At 72.7% G+C, this 16276-nt stretch carries 14 protein-coding genes and 1 pseudogene; 11 read left to right on the forward strand and 4 right to left on the reverse strand.

Features of this window, described 5'->3' with window-relative positions:
- Positions 1-21 precede the first annotated feature (21 nt).
- The 3 genes from ACFCZF_RS03715 (at position 22) to ACFCZF_RS03725 (ending at position 2515) form a co-directional block, all read left to right on the forward strand.
- Positions 22-435 (forward strand): SRPBCC family protein, encoded by a 414-nt coding sequence (locus ACFCZF_RS03715; protein WP_375919668.1) that lies wholly within the window; start codon positions 22-24, stop codon positions 433-435.
- A 76-nt stretch (positions 436-511) separates the two neighbouring features.
- Entirely contained in the window at positions 512-1153 is a 642-nt protein-coding gene (locus ACFCZF_RS03720; protein WP_376670237.1) for a hypothetical protein, read from the forward strand.
- A 120-nt stretch (positions 1154-1273) separates the two neighbouring features.
- A complete protein-coding gene (locus ACFCZF_RS03725) occupies positions 1274-2515 on the forward strand; it encodes a cytochrome P450 (protein ID WP_376670238.1) in 1242 nt (413 codons plus the stop codon).
- Positions 2516-2552: 37 nt separating this feature from the next.
- On the opposite strand, the gene ctaD is transcribed toward ACFCZF_RS03725, so the two are convergent.
- Entirely contained in the window at positions 2553-4244 is a 1692-nt protein-coding gene (ctaD, locus tag ACFCZF_RS03730) for a cytochrome c oxidase subunit I (protein WP_376670239.1), read from the reverse strand.
- 697 nt (positions 4245-4941) lie between these two features.
- On the opposite strand from ctaD, the gene ACFCZF_RS03735 reads away from it, so the two are divergent.
- From ACFCZF_RS03735 to ACFCZF_RS03745, 3 genes are all read left to right on the forward strand, one after another.
- On the forward strand, positions 4942-5985 hold the full coding sequence (locus tag ACFCZF_RS03735) for a polyprenyl synthetase family protein (RefSeq protein ID WP_376670240.1): 1044 nt from the start codon (positions 4942-4944) through the stop codon (positions 5983-5985).
- Positions 5986-6114: 129 nt separating this feature from the next.
- On the forward strand, positions 6115-6942 hold the full coding sequence (locus ACFCZF_RS03740; protein WP_376670241.1) for an ABC transporter ATP-binding protein: 828 nt from the start codon (positions 6115-6117) through the stop codon (positions 6940-6942).
- A complete protein-coding gene (locus ACFCZF_RS03745) occupies positions 6939-7703 on the forward strand; it encodes an ABC transporter permease (protein ID WP_375919683.1) in 765 nt (254 codons plus the stop codon). The genes ACFCZF_RS03740 and ACFCZF_RS03745 overlap by 4 nt, the downstream gene beginning before the upstream one ends.
- Before the next feature lie 50 nt (positions 7704-7753).
- On the opposite strand, the gene ACFCZF_RS03750 is transcribed toward ACFCZF_RS03745, so the two are convergent.
- Positions 7754-7996, reverse strand: coding sequence for a hypothetical protein (locus tag ACFCZF_RS03750; protein WP_376670242.1), 243 nt, complete (start codon positions 7994-7996; stop codon positions 7754-7756).
- A 181-nt stretch (positions 7997-8177) separates the two neighbouring features.
- On the opposite strand from ACFCZF_RS03750, the gene ACFCZF_RS03755 reads away from it, so the two are divergent.
- Positions 8178-8789, forward strand: a complete 612-nt coding sequence (locus ACFCZF_RS03755; protein WP_375919689.1) for a CAP domain-containing protein — start codon at positions 8178-8180, stop codon at positions 8787-8789.
- Positions 8790-8811: 22 nt separating this feature from the next.
- On the opposite strand, the gene ACFCZF_RS03760 is transcribed toward ACFCZF_RS03755, so the two are convergent.
- On the reverse strand, positions 8812-9894 hold the full coding sequence (locus tag ACFCZF_RS03760) for a hypothetical protein (protein ID WP_376670243.1): 1083 nt from the start codon (positions 9892-9894) through the stop codon (positions 8812-8814).
- A gap of 793 nt (positions 9895-10687) precedes the next feature.
- Between ACFCZF_RS03760 and ACFCZF_RS03765 the strand changes: the two are divergent.
- Together ACFCZF_RS03765 and ACFCZF_RS03770 are read left to right on the forward strand one after the other, a co-directional pair.
- Positions 10688-11985 (forward strand): annotated as a pseudogene (locus ACFCZF_RS03765) (cation:proton antiporter).
- A gap of 209 nt (positions 11986-12194) precedes the next feature.
- A complete protein-coding gene (locus tag ACFCZF_RS03770; RefSeq protein ID WP_375919698.1) occupies positions 12195-12638 on the forward strand; it encodes a hypothetical protein in 444 nt (147 codons plus the stop codon).
- 97 nt (positions 12639-12735) lie between these two features.
- On the opposite strand, the gene ACFCZF_RS03775 is transcribed toward ACFCZF_RS03770, so the two are convergent.
- Positions 12736-13899 carry a S1 family peptidase gene (locus ACFCZF_RS03775; protein ID WP_376670244.1) on the reverse strand — a complete coding sequence of 388 codons (1164 nt, stop codon included), beginning with the start codon at positions 13897-13899 and terminating at the stop codon, positions 12736-12738.
- Between the two features lie 258 nt (positions 13900-14157).
- Here ACFCZF_RS03775 and ACFCZF_RS03780 point away from each other — a divergent pair, with 258 nt between their 5' ends.
- Both ACFCZF_RS03780 and ACFCZF_RS03785 read left to right on the forward strand, forming a co-directional pair.
- Entirely contained in the window at positions 14158-14664 is a 507-nt protein-coding gene (locus ACFCZF_RS03780; RefSeq protein ID WP_376670245.1) for an SRPBCC family protein, read from the forward strand.
- Positions 14657-16276, forward strand: a complete 1620-nt coding sequence (locus ACFCZF_RS03785) for a phytoene desaturase family protein (RefSeq protein ID WP_376670246.1) — start codon at positions 14657-14659, stop codon at positions 16274-16276. Before ACFCZF_RS03780 ends, ACFCZF_RS03785 begins: the two co-directional genes overlap by 8 nt.

The following is a 16276-nucleotide window of genomic DNA, read 5'->3' on the forward strand; positions in this document are numbered from 1 at the left end:
AGCGCCGAGGAGTGGTGCCAGATGACCGAGTACGAGCGTTCCCGCACCATGCCCGCCCAGGCCGAGCAGGTCTTCGACCAGGCCGCGAACGTCGGGCAGCTGGACACCTGGCTGCCCCGGGACCTGCACGTGGAGCCCGAGGACCCGCCGGCGGTCACCGTGCACGAGGACCGCACCGACCAGGACACCTCCGCGCTGCTGAGCGCCCGGCCCGAGCAGATGCGGCTCGAATGGGGCACCCGCGACCAGGGCAGCTACGCCGGCTGGCTGCAGGTCGCCGGACTCGACAGCGGGGCCAGCGAGGTGACGGTGCACCTGTCGTTCTTCGACGAGGGCCACGACCCCGGGCAGCACGCGGTGGCCGACGCCCTCGACAGCAGCCTGCGGCGTCTGGAGGAGCAGGTGCGGATGCGCACCGACAACGCGGCCGGGTGAATTCGTAGGAGGGAACAGGGGCAACCCTTCGCCGTCGTGTCGGGTCGTACGGGTCGTACGGGGAAAAGGACGACCGATGCCGACGAACCGACACGGGGGAAACATGTACGTCCATAACCGACGGGTCCGCGCCGCAGTGACCGCGCTCGCGGCCGGTGCCGCGGTCGCCGTGGCCGCCGTCCCGGCGACCGCGACGCCGCGGACCGACCCGCCCGCCTTCCTGGAGCCGGCCGAACTGCCGCCGCATCCCACCTCCGACTGGTACGCCGGACCGGTCACCGCAGGGCAGCCGGACCCGCTGCCCATGTGCGTCGGCGAGGCGCTGCCGTCCACCGCCTCCCACCGCCGGTACTGGACCGAGTACGACACCGGCGCCCTCCAGGTCACGGTCGTCGAGCGCGGCACGCGGCAGGCCAGGGAGTTCGCCGCCCTGCTGCGCAGGGACCTCGCCGACTGCGCGCGGAAGGTGATGGAGCAGTACCCGGACATCACCGCCACGCAGAAGTACTACGGCCGGCTGAACGTGGAGGAGGGCGCCCACGTCTACGGCGTCCACACGGTCGCCGAGTGGGGCGCCTCCGACATCGGCCTGTTCTCGGTGGGCCGGGACGGCAGGACCGTGACCGTCGTGCAGTGGGGTCAGATGGGCACGTTCGCGCACGCCCAGGTGGCCGACTTCAAGGCCACCACGGTCACTGCCGTCGACAAGCTGAACTGAACGGCCGCGGCGGTCGCCGCCCGCGACGTCACGGCGGGCGGCCCGTCGTCCGGGCCGAGGGCGGCCCGCCGTGACGTAGCGGCCAGGTGTCCGCGCTGCGGCCCGGGGCACTCGCCGGCCATGGACGAGCACCGCCGCCCGCTGATGGACCGCACTCTGCCCCTGCTGACCGAGGGGTACGCCTGGCTGCCCAACCGCATGCGGGACAGCGCCGACTCCGTGGTGCGCACCCGGCTGCTCGGCAAACCCGCGCTGGCCGTGCGCGGACCGGAGGCGGTGCGCTTCTTCTACGACGAGGGAAACGTCCATCGTCACGGCGCCGTCCCCGCACCCGTCCTTGACACGCTGTTCGGGCAGGGCGCGGTCCACACCCTCGACGGGGACGCCCACCGCGTGCGCAAGGAGTTGTTCCTTCCGCTGCTCGACCCCGACCGGGTCGCCGGCCTCACCGAGCACGTCACCGCGGCCTGGGACGAGGCCGCACGCTCCTGGCGGGAACGCCCCCGCGTCGTGCTGTTCGACGAGGCGGGCGTCGTACTCACCCGAGGGGTCTGCCGCTGGGCCGGGCTCCCGGCCGAGGCCGTCGACGCGGAGCCACTGGCGCGGGACCTGATCGCCATGGTCGACGGCTTCGCCACCCTCGGGCCCCGCCATCTGCGGGCCCGCCGCGCCCGCGCCCGGCAGGAGGCCCGCATGGCCCGCCTGATCGAGGACGTACGGTCCGGGAAGGTCACCGCCCCCGGGGGCTCGGTGCTGGAGCGGGTCGCCCGGCACCACGACGCGTCGGACGAACCGCTGGACGCCCGTACGGCGGCGGTGGAACTGCTGAACGTGCTGCGCCCCACGGCCGCCGTGAGCTGGTTCGTGGCCTTCGCCGCCCACGCCCTGCACCGGTGGCCGGCCCACCAGGAGCGGCTGCGCGCCGGTGACCGAGCGTTCGCCACGGCGTTCGCGCACGAGGTCCGCCGTTTCTACCCGTTCGCCCCGTTCCTCGGCGGCCGGACCCTCAAGGAGCTGACCTGGCACGGCGAGTCCGTCCCCGCCGGCGGGATGCTGCTGCTCGACGTCTACGGCCAGAACCACGACGAGAAGCTCTGGGGCGACCCCTACACCTTCAGGCCGGAACGGTTTCTGGAGCGGCCCGTCGACCCCGACGAGCTGATCCCGCAGGGCGGCGGCGATCCGGCCACCGGCCACCGCTGCCCCGGCGAGCGCGTCACCGTGGGCCTGCTGGAATCCCTGACGGTGCGGCTGGCCCGTCTGGAGTACACGGTCCCCGAGCAGGATCTGCGCATCCCGCTGCGCCGCGTCCCGACCCGTCCACGCAGCGGTTTCGCCGTCACCGGCGTACGCGTGCCCTGACGCGCGTCAGGACGTACGGTCGCCGCCCTTGTGCCCCTCACCCCGGCTCCACCGCGTCGCGCCGCCCGGTCTGCTCCGCCTGGTCGAGCCGGGCGAGGCCGGGATGGTGCAGGTCGAAGGCCGGCGACTCGGAGCGCACGCGCGGCATTTCGCGGAAGTTGTGGCGGGGCGGGGGACAGGACGTGGCCCACTCCAGCGAGCGCCCGTAGCCCCAGGGGTCGTCGACCTCGATCGGCCGGCCGTACTTGGCGGTCCGCCACACGTTGTAGAGGAACGGCAGCGTGGACAGGCCCAGCAGGAACGCGCCGATGGAGGAGAGGGTGTTGAGGGCCGTGAATCCGTCGACGGCCAGATAGTCGGCGTACCGGCGCGGCATGCCCTCGACGCCGAGCCAGTGCTGCACCAGGAACGTGGTGTGGAAACCGGCGAACAGCGTCCAGAAGTGCACCTTCTCCAGACGGTGGTCGAGCATGCGGCCCGTCATCTTCGGCCACCAGAAGCTGAATCCGCCGAACATCGCGAACACGATCGTGCCGAACAGGACGTAGTGGAAGTGCGCCACGACGAAGTACGAGTCGGTGACGTGCCAGTCCAGCGGCGGTGAGCCGAGGATCACTCCGGTCAGGCCCCCGAAGAGGAACGTCACCAGGAAGCCGGCCGCCCACAGCATCGGCGGCTCGAAGGACAGGGACCCCTTCCACATCGTGCCGATCCAGTTGAAGAACTTCACCCCGGTGGGGACGGCGATGAGATACGTCAGGAACGAGAAGAACGGCAGCAGTACCGCACCGGTGGCGAACATGTGGTGCGCCCAGACGGTGGCCGACAGCCCGGCGATGGCGATGGTGGCACCCACCAGGCCCATGTAACCGAAGATCGGCTTACGGGCGAAGACCGGGATGATCTCGGTGATCACCCCGAAGAACGGCAGCGCGAGGATGTACACCTCGGGATGGCCGAAGAACCAGAACAGGTGCTGCCACAGGATCGCCCCGCCGTTCTCGGCGTCGAACACGTGCGCACCGAAGTGCCGGTCCGCCTCCAGCACCAGCAGCGCCGCCGCCAGCACCGGGAACGCCAGCAGCACCAGGACCGAGGTCAGCAGCACGTTCCAGACGAAGATCGGCATGCGGAAGATGGTCAGGCCGGGCGCGCGCATGCAGATGATCGTGGTGATGAAGTTGACCGACCCCAGGATGGTGCCGAACCCGGACAGCGCCAGCCCCATGATCCAGAGGTCGCCGCCGAGGTACGGGGACCGGATCGGCCCACTCAGCGGTGCGTACGCGGTCCAGCCGAAGTCCGCGGCGCCTTGCGGGGTGAGGAAGCCACCGAGCACGATCAGACCGCCGAAGAGGAACAGCCAGTACGCCAGCATGTTCAGCCGCGGGAAGGCCACGTCGGGCGCACCGATCTGCAACGGCATGACGGCGTTGGCGAATCCGGCGAAGGTCGGGGTGGCGAACAGCAGCAGCATGATCGTGCCGTGCATCGTGAACGCCTGGTTGTACTGCTCGTTGGAGAGCAGCTGCAGACCCGGGCGGGCCAACTCGAACCGGATCAGCATCGCCAGCACCCCGGCGATCAGGAAGAACGCGAACGACGTGATGAGGTAGAGATGGCCGATCCGCTTGTGATCGGTCGTGGTCAACCAGGAGACGACCACCCGCCCCTTGCCGCGGTGTTCCGCCGCCGGGACCGGCGCGATCGGTTCGGTCTGTGTCGCCATCCGACCAGAGCAGCCGACCCCCGGCGGCCCACGTCGACGCCACGTCACGCGACCACCCATGTAGGACCGATTGGCTGATCGTTTCTATCCGTCCGGGTGCGTCGTCACCTCGGAGGGACGAAGCGGCCGTCACCCGAATGGCCCCCGCACAGTACTGGTGACGGCCGATCCGGTGTCTCCTGGAGAGTGTCAGCGGCGTCCAGGCTGGGAGGCCGATCATGTACGAAATGTGCGTGGGCCCGGAGAAGGCGGGCGGAGCGTTGGTGTGGCACGTGATGGCCAAACAGGCCGCGGCCACCCTGTGCGGACAGCGACTCCGTGAACGTATCGAGGCATCCGACGGTGAACGGGCACGTCACTGCCCGGACTGCATGGCTTCCTTCGAGAAGTTGATGGCGGTCACACCGTGCTGACGGACCGTCCGCAACCGTCCGCCCCGTCGCATCCCGCGGCGGGGCGGACTGCGGATCGCGTGAGGCGGTCGGCGGGAGCCGTGGCGGGCGGTCGGCGTGATTGTCGGCTGGGTGCATGGTCATAGAGCTGGGCTGCTCCGGTGATCTTTCGCCGGGTGGTGCGCCGCGGACTCTCCCCGCGGTGCGGCAGCCGATTGACTGGCGGTGCGGCCGACGCGGCGCGGTGCGAGTGCCGTCGGTTCCCGCTTTCCGCCAACGTGCCCTGCCAACGTGAGGAGCAGTACGTGTCGCAGATCACCGACTCGGCCCCGGTAGGTGCCTTTCCGCGTCTGGACTGGGTCGACGACGTGCTCTCGCCCGCCCTGCGGGCCGCGGTCGAGGCGCTGCCGGCCGCGGAGAGCCTGGTGGCCCGGTACCACCGGGGCTGGTGCGAGGCCGACGGCGCACCCCGCGCGGCCGAGTCCGGCGGTGGCAAGGCGGTGCGCCCGGCACTCACTCTGCTGTCGGCGGTGGCCGTCGGAGGGAATCCGTCGGCCGCGGTGCCCGGCGCCGTGGCGGTCGAGCTGGTGCACGACTTCACCCTGCTGCACGACGACGTCATCGACGGCGACGCGCTGCGCCGCCACCGGCCCGCCGCCTGGTCGTTGTTCGGGACCCCGGCGGCCGTACTGACCGGAGACGCGCTGCTGGTCGCGGCGCTGCGCGCGCTGGCCCAGGCCCCGCCGGGGCGGGCCGAGGCAGCCGTGCAGGAACTCGTGGGCGCCCTCCTGGAACTGGTGGAGGGGCAGAGCGACGACGTCGCGTTCGAGAAGGCCCACGAGGTGTCGGTCGCGGACTACCTGGACATGGCCGCGGGCAAGACGGGCGCCCTGATCGGCTGCGCCTGCGCGCTCGGCGGCGTGCTGGCCGGCGCGGACGACGTCCGGGTCGGCGGCCTGCGGGAGTTCGGCCGGCGACTCGGCGTGGCGTTCCAGTGCGCGGACGACATCCTCGGCATCTGGGGCCGTACCGCGCGCAGCGGCAAGCCGGTCGGCGCGGACCTCGCCGCGCGCAAGAAGTCGCTGCCGGTGGCGGCGGCCCTCGCGGCTCCGGGCGCGGAGGCCGAGCGGTTGCGCGAGTTGTACAGCGCACCGCACCCACTGGACGAGGACGACATCGACCTGGCGCGTCACCTCGTGGAGCGGGCCGGCGGACGGCAGGCGGCCGAGGAGGAGGCCCGCCGCCAGATGGCGGCCGCGCTGCGGTCCTTGTCACTGGCCCGGCCGACCGCCGACGCCTACCGCCAACTGCACGACATCGCGTGGGCGATGACCCGCCGCGAAGCCTGACCCGGACCATCCCCCGCCACCCCGCGTGGCCGCGCCGAGGCTGCCCGCCGAGGCCCCGATCCGACGAAAAACAGTGGAGCCGTGCAGCACACCGAGCACAGCGCAACGCCTCCGGGTGACTTTCCGGCCGTGGCCGCTTACGGGCTGCAGGTGGCCCGGGGGACCCAACCGGTGCTGCGCAACGTCAGTTTCACCATCCCCCGCGGCCGCATCGTCGGCCTGCTGGGCCCGAGCGGCTGCGGCAAGACCACGCTCCTGCGGTGCGTGGTCGGCGTCCAGCAGCCCGGCGCCGGCCATGTCCAGGTACTCGGCCACGCGGCGGGTGCCTGGCCGTTGCGCACCCGCGTCGGCTACGTCACCCAGGCACCCTCCGTGTACGCGGACCTGACGGTCCTGGAGAACCTGCGGTACTTCGCCGCCGCCCTCGGCATGCGGGGCTGGCACCGGGAGGACGCCGTGGTCCGCGTCGTGAAGGAGGTGGACCTCGTGGCGTACGCGGACCAGCCGGTCGCCCGGCTGTCGGGCGGCCAGTACTCGCGGGTCTCCCTGGCCGTGGCCCTGCTGAACCGCCCCGACCTGCTGGTGATGGACGAACCGACGGTCGGCCTCGACCCGATGGTGCGCCGGGAGCTGTGGCTGGTCTTCCAGCGGCTCGCCGAGGAGGGCACCACGCTCCTGGTCTCCAGCCACGTCATGGACGAGGCCGACCGCTGCGACCGGCTGCTGCTGATGCGCTCGGGCCGGCTCCTGGCCAGCGCCGACCGGGACAGCCTGCTGAAGCACACCGGCTGCGACGAGGTGGAGGAGGCGTTCCTGCACCTCGTCAGGGCCGCCGCGGCGGCCGAGGCGCGGTCCCGGCAGCACGATGCCCTCAACGGCCTCTCGCCCCACCTGCTCGACCAGCCCGGCGCGCCCGACGCCGAACGTACCTTCTTCGCTGCGGACACCCTCACATGACTGCCACCCACCTGACCGATCGGCTGCCGTTCTCACCCGGCATCACCTCCGCCACCGCGGTACGGGTGTTGCAGCAGATCTCCCGCGACCGCGGCAGCACCGCCCTGCTGCTGGGCATCCCCTGCATGCTCATGGTGCTGCTCAAGCTGATGTTCCACGACGCGGAGGAGACCTTCGAACGGGTCGGGCCCCAGGTCTTCGGCATCTTCCCGGTCATCGTGATGTACCTGGTGGCCTCCGTGTCGACGCTCAGGGAACGCACCTCCGGCACCGCGGAGCGGCTGCTCACCATGCCGGTACGGCGGCTGGACATCGTCCTCGGCTACAGCCTCGCGTTCGCGTTCCTGGCGCTCCTCCAGGCGGTGCTGTCCACGCTGCTCGCGGTGGGCCCGCTGGGCCTGGACATCAAGGGCCCCGCCTATCTTCTGATGGTCATCGCCATGCTCGGTGCCCTGCTGGGCCTGGCCCTCGGCCTGTTGGTGAGCGCCTTCGCCCGCAACGAGTTCCAGGCGGTGCAGTTCCTGCCGGCCGGAGTCCTGCCCCAGTTCCTGGTGTGCGGGCTGTTCGTGCCCCGCGAGGAGATGCACGGCGCCCTGGCGGCGATGGCCCGGGCGATGCCGATGACGTACGCGGTGCAGGCCGCGGGCGAGGCGGCCACGCACGACGGCGTGACCGGGGTGTTCGTCCGGGACGCGGTGCTGATCCTCGTGTGCGTGGTCGTGGTGCTAGTGGCCAGCGCCGCGACGCTCAAACGACGATGAGGGCCGTCCACCGACGGCCCTCATCCGCGTGCTCCTGCTGTCGGGTTCGGCTAGCGCGCCAGGCCCCAGGAGAAGCCGCCGGAGACACTGCCGAACTTCGGGATCTCGAACGGGCCGAAGTGCATCGGCGGCTCGTGGCCGCCGTTGAACCCGCCGCCACCACCGCCGGGGCCGGGCGAGGCGACGGCCGGAGCCGACACCGGAGCGGCACTGGCGGCCGACACGGCCCCGCCCGCCGTCAGGGCCAGAGCGGCCAAGGACACCACGGCGGCGCGGCGCAGCGAAAACGACATGAAAAACCTCCGAAATGATTCACGGAAAGAGGGGGAGTGGGCAATTGCAAGCCTAGCCAATGCGGCTTCCCCGCGCTGTCAGCGAAAGGCTGAATTCCCCCGAATGAAGCGCTGGATACACCAGCAGAAAACGCGATGAACGTCACTGAAGCAGTAGTCGGAAAAGAAAGGTGAAATCAATATGACCGGGATGCGGCGGACGGTGCTCGTCCTCTGCGCGGTCCTCACCGCCCTGCACGTCGCCGCGGTGCCCGCCCATGCCGGGCCGCCGCCCGCACCGACCCCGCCCACCCCCTACCGGGCGCCCCTGTGGCCGGTGCCCGAGCCCGGCCGGTGGCAGCCCGCGCCCGGGCCGGCGGCGTCCGGCCCGGCCGCCTCCGAGGGGTCCCGGCCGCAGGCGAGTCGCCCCGGCGGGACGGACGGCCGCATGGTCGCCGCCGTCAACCGGCAGCGGAAGAAGGCCGGCTGCTCTCCCGTGCGGCTGCACCCGGCGCTCAGCAGGGCCGCCCGGAAACACAGTGCCGCGATGGCGCGAAGCCATCGGCTGACCCACACCGGAGCCGACGGCAGCAGCCCCGCCGACCGGATGCGGGCCGCCGGCTACCGGGTCGGCTCCGCCGGCGAGAACGTCACCGCCGGGTCCGACACCGCGGAGGCCGCGGTCACCGCGTGGATGCGCAGCGCCCCGCACCGCGACATCCTCCTCACCTGCCGCTACACCCACGCGGGCGTCGGCAGGGCGAAGGGCTCCGGTGGCCCCTGGTGGACCCTCGACCTGGCCTCGGGCCGGTGAGGCGTCCGCACGTGCCGAGGCGTCAGGCGAGGCCCGGGTCCCACCACCAGGCGACGGACGGGGCGCCCTCCACCGGCCCCGGACGGACGTCGGACGGCTCGTCGGCCCAGGACAGCAGCGTGTCGTCCATCTCGTCCGGCCAGTGCCCGCCGCTCAGGTAGCGCGGCACCCGCAGCCCCCACTCGTTGTTGCCGCGGATGCCGTACCGCAGCCCCTGGAGATAGCCGGCGAGTTCGCTGCTCGCCGTCGGCCGGACCCGGTCGTGGAGCCGCACGAACCGCAGCAGGACCCGGTCCCGCAGCCCGGTGCCGGCCGTCACCGCGTCCTGGAGCGGGCAGTCCAGCTCCTGCATCAGCACCGTGAAAAGGTTCTGGTCGGCCTCGCCGCCCGACAACTCCTTGTGCAGCGAGTGCCGGTCGTTGTCCACGGCGGCCACGAGGATGGCCATCTCGGTCAGCGCGCGGACGGCCGGCCGGTGCAGTTCACGGTCGGGGACCTCGGCGCCCGTCGCCAGTTCCAGCAGGGCGAAGGTCGGCTCGCCGCCCGACGACAGCAGCCGCATCGCCAGGAAGTCGTCCAGGCCCGGCATGCGGCCGGCCGCCTGGTTGCCGATCTGCCAGGCCACACCCGACAGCCAGGCGCGGTGGGCGTGCACGAACCGGGTCACCTGCGTGGGCGGGGCGAAGCCGCGGAAGCGGCGCATGATGTCCCGCAGGGCGCCGACGAACCGGTCCGTGCTCGCGGCCGAATCCGTCTCGCAGGCCCGCTGCACCTGGCCGGCCAGCGCGTTGAACTGCGCGGGCCGGCCGCTGAGCGGTCCGCTGTCGCAGCGGGCGTCGTCGAAGGCGAAACCCCAGTACACCCACAGGGCCGCCGCCAGCAGCCGGTCGTCGTCCGCGACCGGGGCGAACCGGGCGAAGAAGTCGGCGCTGTGCGTCGCCACGGCCCAGGCCCGTTCCCGTTCAGTGGCACACATGCCGCTGTCGCCGATCCACTCCACCGCTCGTTTCTCGACCAGCCGGACGCGGGGGTGAATGGCGGACTCGAAAGGACAGAAGACCGGCGGCAATTCCACGCCGGATACGCGGGACGCGGGGGATCCCATGGCAACACGCACCTTCCGGATAAAGGGTCGGGGATTCGCCCACGATCATGGAGAACCGGCGATCGAATGGTGACAGGCCATGCCCGCCGGGTGGCGGCTGTCAGCCGAAAGGGTTGAGGCGCCGCGCCGGTTGACCGGCCGTGACCGTCACTCGCCTGGCGCAGTGTCGTGGTGCCGACCCGGGGAAGCCGCAGGTCATGCCCCGGTGCGCATTCCTCCCGCACCGGGGCGGCGGGATGTGCCGCGGCCGGGATCCCCGAATCGGCCGCGGCGCACCCCCGTTGGCCGTACCGCGGGTGACCTCCTCGGCCGCCGGGCGACGCGTGTCCCGGGCCGATGATGGGTGTCGACGCCCGGAGGTTATGGGTGCCGCCCCCGATGGCGTGGCCCCACTCCGGCGTGTGACCGTGGAGTGACGCCGCGCCCCGGGGGCTTTTTCGGGGGCCGGGGGACGTTGCGGGGGAGCCCCATCTCGCCCGTTTGCGGGCGTTGCCGCGTGGTCTGTTCCGGGTGTGCTGTCCGCGCCCCGAGTGCCGCGGCGGCCGGTGGTCATCGTGGCGTACTGCCGTGGGCGCGCCCCGGGTTCGGGCGCCCGCCCGTCCGGGTGCGCCGCTGCCCGGCCGGCGCCCCGCTCGGCCCGGGAGTGGTGTCACGGCACGGTACCGGTCAACGACGCCCGACCGTACGGCAGATGACGCATGACGCATGACGCACCACAGATGAAGGAGAACCCGCATCCATCCCCGTCAAGTGAAGCCCTCCCGACCCTCCGCACGGTCGAAGGGGGTGACCCGTGGGACACGCTGACACCCTGCTCGCCATGGGCGGCGCCTTCCTGGCCGCCGCGTTCCTCGCCCGCCTCGGCGGCAGGATCGGACTTCCGACGATCCCCCTCTTCATGCTCGCCGGCATCCTGCTCGGCCCCCACACACCCGGCTTCGTCCTGGTCGAGGACGCGCACGACTTCGAGATGCTCTCCGCCCTCGGACTGGTGCTGCTGCTCTTCTACCTGGGCCTGGAGTTCCACCTCGACGACCTCAAGAGCGGCGGCAAACGGCTGCTGACGGCCGGCGGCATCTACCTGCTGCTGAACGTCGGCGCCGGACTGGGCTTCGGGTTCGTCCTCGGCTGGGGCGTGCGGGAGGCGCTGGTGCTCGCCGGCGTGCTCGGCATATCCTCCTCCGCGATCGTCACCAAGATCCTCATCGACCTGGGCCGGATCGGCCGCCCGGAGACCCGCCTCATCCTCGGTGTCATCGTCGTGGAGGACATCTTCCTCGCGCTGTACCTGGCCGCCCTGCAGCCGATCATCGCGGGTGCGCAGGGCTTCGCGGACATGGCCCTCCAAGCCGGCAAGGCCTTCGGCTTCCTGCTGCTGCTGGCCGCCGCGGCCCGCTACGGCACCCGGCTCGTGGGCCGCCTGATCGCGACCCGGGACAACGAACTGCTCGTCATCAGCTTCCTCGGGGCAGCGGTGCTCGTCGCCGGTGTCTCCGAGGTCCTCGGCGTCGCCGACGCCATCGGCGCCTTCATGGTCGGGCTCATCCTCGCCGGTACTCCCTCCGGACCGCGGATCCGTGAACTGGTGCACCCGCTCCGGGACGCCTTCGCGGCGATCTTCTTCTTCGCCTTCGGGCTCGCCATCGACCCCGGTGACCTCGCGTCCGTCGCCGGCCCGGTCGCCGCGGCCGCGGCACTGACCGTCGTCATGAACGTCATCGCCGGGCTGTGCGTCGCCCGTGTGTACCACTACGGCTCCGAACCCGCCGCGGAGATCGCCACCACCCTGGTCGCCCGCGGGGAGTTCGCGCTGATCCTGGCCGCCATGGCGGCGGGCGCGGGACTCGACGGGCGGCTCGCCCCCTTCATCGCCGGATACGTCCTCGTCCTCGCCGTCCTCGGTCCCATCGTCGCGGGACGGGCGCATGTGCTCGCCGGAGCGCTGCGGGCCGCCGGCCGGATGCTCCCCGGGGCCAGGACGCCCACCACGGCGCCGGCGTCCCGTCCGGCGGGGACGCGGAGGCGGGCGAACAGCCGGCGTCCGTGTCGGCGCCGGCCTCGTCCTCGGAGCACGCGGAAGCCGACCGGTAGGGCGGGGCAGGGACCCGGCGGTTCTGACGATGGCCGTTACAGGGGTCTGCGGGGGCCGGGCACGCGGGTACGGTCGCCGCGGTGCCCGGTGCGCCCCGGTCACCACCCCGGCCGGTACGTCACTGGACACCCCGGTGGGACAATCTGCCCGCAGGGTCGGTGTCCGACGGCGTGGTCGGAGCCGTCCGGGACCGGAAGGAGCCGTCAGCATGATCGAGTGGGTGCCCCTGGGCAGCGGTGCCAGACCCGTACCCCGGCCGGTCGCGGCCCCGCTCGTGTGGGCGGGGGCCTTCGGCGGCGCCCTCGCCCTGGTGGCGCTCATCAACGGCACGGTGGGATACGGCCGTCCCGGACTCGCTCTGGCCGTGCTCTCCCTGCTGGCGGCCCTGCTCGGGCTCTGCGCCCGGTTCACGGCCGCCCCCGGAACCGCCGTCCTCTGCTGGCTGTCCCTCAACGGCTTCGCCATCCCGCCGGCCGGCACCCTTACGTGGGCCGGCCGGCGGGACGCTGTCTGGCTGGGCTGTCTGCTCGTCGCGGCCCTGGTCGGCACGGCACTGGCCCGCCTGGTCCATGCCCGGGCCGCCTACCGCCGACTGACCACGGCGACCGGACCCGACGCACCGGAGCCGGGCGCCGGACCGGGCGACCTCTGACCGCGCGAGGCCGTCTGACGGGGCGGAGTCCCGGCCGACGGCTGGGGGAGGAGAACCCCACCGGTCGCCCGGCGAAGTCCTCCCCGCCGCCCCCGGGTCAGGCCGTGTGCAGGGTCAGCCCGTAGCGGTTCAGGATCTCGTTGACGGGCTGGAACCAGGTCTCCCCGCCGCTGGAGCAGTTGCCCCAGCCGCCCGAGGTGACGCCCTGCGCCTGGTCACCGCTGATGAAGGAGCCGCCCGAGTCGCCGCCCTCGGCGCAGACGCTGGTCTTGGTCATCTGGTGCACCGCGCCCTGGCTGTAGTTGACCGTCTCGTTCTTGGCCAGCACCCTGCCGCAGTGCCAGTGGGTGGTGGAGCCGGAGCGGCAGATCGAGGCGCCGACGGGTGCCTCGTTCGAGCCGCGCACCAGCTGGTCGGAGACCGTGCCCCAGCCGAGCACGACCGGCACCGTCCACCAGCCGCTGCCCACGCTGACCCAGGCGTAGTCGTTGCCGGGGAACGACGAGCCCTGGAACGTTCCGATGTGCGAGCCGTCCCAGCCGCGGACCGCCCCTCCCACACCGCCGCAGTGCCCGGCGGTGACGAACCCGCCGTGCACCGAGAAGCCGATGGAGCAGCGGACGTTGCCGGTGTAGTAGGGGTCGCCGCCGACCGTGCCCGCCGCGAAGGTCCGCGGGGCCGACGACACCGTGCGCACGGTGACCGGCCCGGCCTCGCGGGCCCGGGTCACGAAGCGCTGGACATCGTTGTCGGCATGTTCGCCCGCGACCACGTCGACGACCACCGCGTTGGCGGCCGGGTCGACGTGCCAGCTGCTGACGCCGGCGGGGGCGTCCAGGCGGTCGATGCGCGTCTTGGCGGCGTCGAGCCGCCGTGCGCTGTGCTCGACGGTGCGGACGTGCGCACCGGTGGCGCGGACGGCCCTGACCGTCGCGGGCGACGCCTCCGAGGTGACGGCCACGGTCAGTTGCCCGCGGCCGGCGTCGAACCAGGAGCCGCCGAAGGCGTTCCCGGCGGCCTTGCGTGCCGTGGGTGCGAGGTCGGTGGCGCGGCGTTCGGCCGCGAGCCGGTCCTCGGCCTCGGCCCGGGTGAGGCCGAAGTCCCGCTGCATGGCGTCCAGAAGACCCGCGGAAGCGGCCGGGTCCTTGGCTGAGTCGGTGGGGGAGTCGGCCGCCGAGGCCGGCAGCGTGCCGACCGCGGTGAGGCTGCCGAGCACGAGGAGGGTGGCCAGGCCGAGGTGCCTGAGTCTGCTGCGTCTCACGGGAGTTGCCCTTCGTCGTTCCAGCAAGGTGGGGTGGAACAACCGCAGTCTGAGAGCGCTCTCATCGGGTTGGTTTCGAGCTTAGCCAGGGTGCGACATCAGGTCCATGCCAATGCAGGGGCTTTCCGGGGAGCTTGTCCGCCGGGCGGCAGGAGACGGCACGGAGGGGCGGGAGAGCCTGCCCCGGTTGGCCGGTCCCGGACGGGGCACTCAGTGCTGCGTCCTTGCAGTGACGGCTTCTGGACGTGGGAGGCACGTGTGGCGGTTCGGCATCGGTTGATCCAGGCGAGCCCGGCGGCGGTGTGGGACGTCCTCGCGGACGGCGACCAGTACGTGGAGTGGGTGGTGGGCCCGTCGGAGGTCACCCCCAAGGCCGGACAGTGGCCGCAGGTCGGCGCGACGATCGCCTACGAGGTGCGGTTCGGGCCGGTGCGGCTGAACAACGAGTCGGTGGTCCGGCACTGTGTGGAGGGCTCCGTGCTGGAGCTGGAGGCGAAGGCGGGCAGGCTCGGCACGGCCCGGATCGCCATCGAGCTTCGCCCCTGGGGCGAGCAGTGCCTGGTGATCGTGGACGAACACCCACTGCGCGGCCCCGGCGGCCTGCTGCACAACGTGGGTGTCGAGGCGCTGATCCAGGTGCGCCACCGTGCGATGCTCGCCCGGCTCGCGAAACTGTGCGAGTCCGAGGCCGGGGAAGAGTGCCGGCCGGACCCGGCGGAGTCGACCGGGTCCGTGGACTTCGGACCCGGAGCCGGCCGTGCCTGACGCCGTCGTGATCGGGGCCGGCCCCAACGGGCTGGTGGCGGCGAACCTGCTGGTGGACGCCGGCTGGAGCGTGGAGGTCCTGGAGGAGCAGCCCGAGCCGGGCGGGGCGGTGCGCCACGACAGCGAGGTCGCCCCCGGCTTCGTCCACGACCTGTTCAGCTCCTTCTACCCGCTCGCCGCCGCTTCCCCGGTCCTCGCCGGACTGCGGCTGGAGGACCACGGGCTGCGCTGGGCGCACGCCCCCCACGTGCTGGCCCACCCTCTGACCGACGGCACGTGCGCCGTCCTCGACCGCGACGTCGGCACCACCGCCGCCTCCCTCGACGCCTTCGTGCCCGGGGACGGCGCCGCCTGGGAACGCCTGCACGAGGTGTGGGACCGGTATCGGGCCGACATCCTGGACGCCCTCTTCACCCCCTTCCCCCCGGTACGCGCCGGCGCCCGGCTGGCCCTGCGGCTGCGCGGCGGGGGCGGACTGCGACTTGCGCGCACCCTGGTGCTGCCGGTGCGGCGCATGGGGGAGGAGGAGTTCCGCGGCGAGGGCGGCAAGCTGCTCCTGGCCGGCAACGCCCTGCACGCCGACCTCGCGCCCGAGGCGGCCGGAAGCGGCGGTTTCGGCTGGCTGATGTCCATGCTCGGACAGACCTACGGGTTTCCCGTGCCGGTCGGCGGCTCCGGCGCCCTCACCGCGGCCCTGGTCCACCGGTTGCGGGCCCGCGGCGGCACCCTGCGCTGCGGGCAGCGCGTCGAGCACGTCCTGGTGCGTGACCGGCGCGCGGTGGGCGTCCGCACGGCCGGCGGGGAGACGGTCGCCGCCCGGCGCGCCGTCCTCGCGGACGTGTCCGTGCCCGCCCTCTACGGCGATCTCGTCGCCCCCGAGGACCTGCCGGACCAGGTCCTCGCCGATCTGCGGCGCTTCCAGTGGGACTTCGCCACCTTCAAGGTGGACTGGGCGCTGGACGGCCCCGTGCCCTGGCGGTGCGAGGACGCGGCCCGGGCCGGGACCGTGCATCTGGCCGACGGTCTCGACGAGCTGACCCGGTTCGCCGCCCAGATCGCCATGCGGCAGGTCCCCGACCGCCCCTTCGCGCTGTTCGGTCAGATGACGACCACGGACCCGTCCCGCTCACCGCGCGGCACGGAGTCCGCATGGGCCTACACCCACGTCCCCCACGACATCGGGGCCGACGCGGGCGACGAGGGCATCACCGGGCGCTGGGACACCAAGGAGCAGGAGTTGATGGCCGACCGCGTCGAGCGCCAGGTGGAGCGCTTCGCGCCCGGCTTCCGGTCACTGATCCGGGCCCGGCGCGTACTGGCCCCGCCGACGCTCCAGGGCATGAACGCCAACCTGGAGGGCGGCGCCATCAACGGCGGCACCACGGCCATTCACCAGCAACTCGTCTTCCGGCCCGTGCCCGGTACCGGGCGCCCGGAGACCCCGGTGACCGGCCTCTTCCTCGCCTCCGCGGGCGCCCATCCGGGAGGCGGGGTGCACGGGGCGCCGGGCGCCAACGCCGCGCGCGCCGCGCTGCGTCAGCACCGGTTCGCCGGACTCGCGCGGGTGCAGCGCACCCTCACCCGCCGCGACCGCACCGGCGACAAGCGGTGA

It is taken from the genome of Streptomyces sp. NPDC056296 (genome assembly GCF_042268605.1).
Taxonomy (GTDB): domain Bacteria; phylum Actinomycetota; class Actinomycetes; order Streptomycetales; family Streptomycetaceae; genus Streptomyces.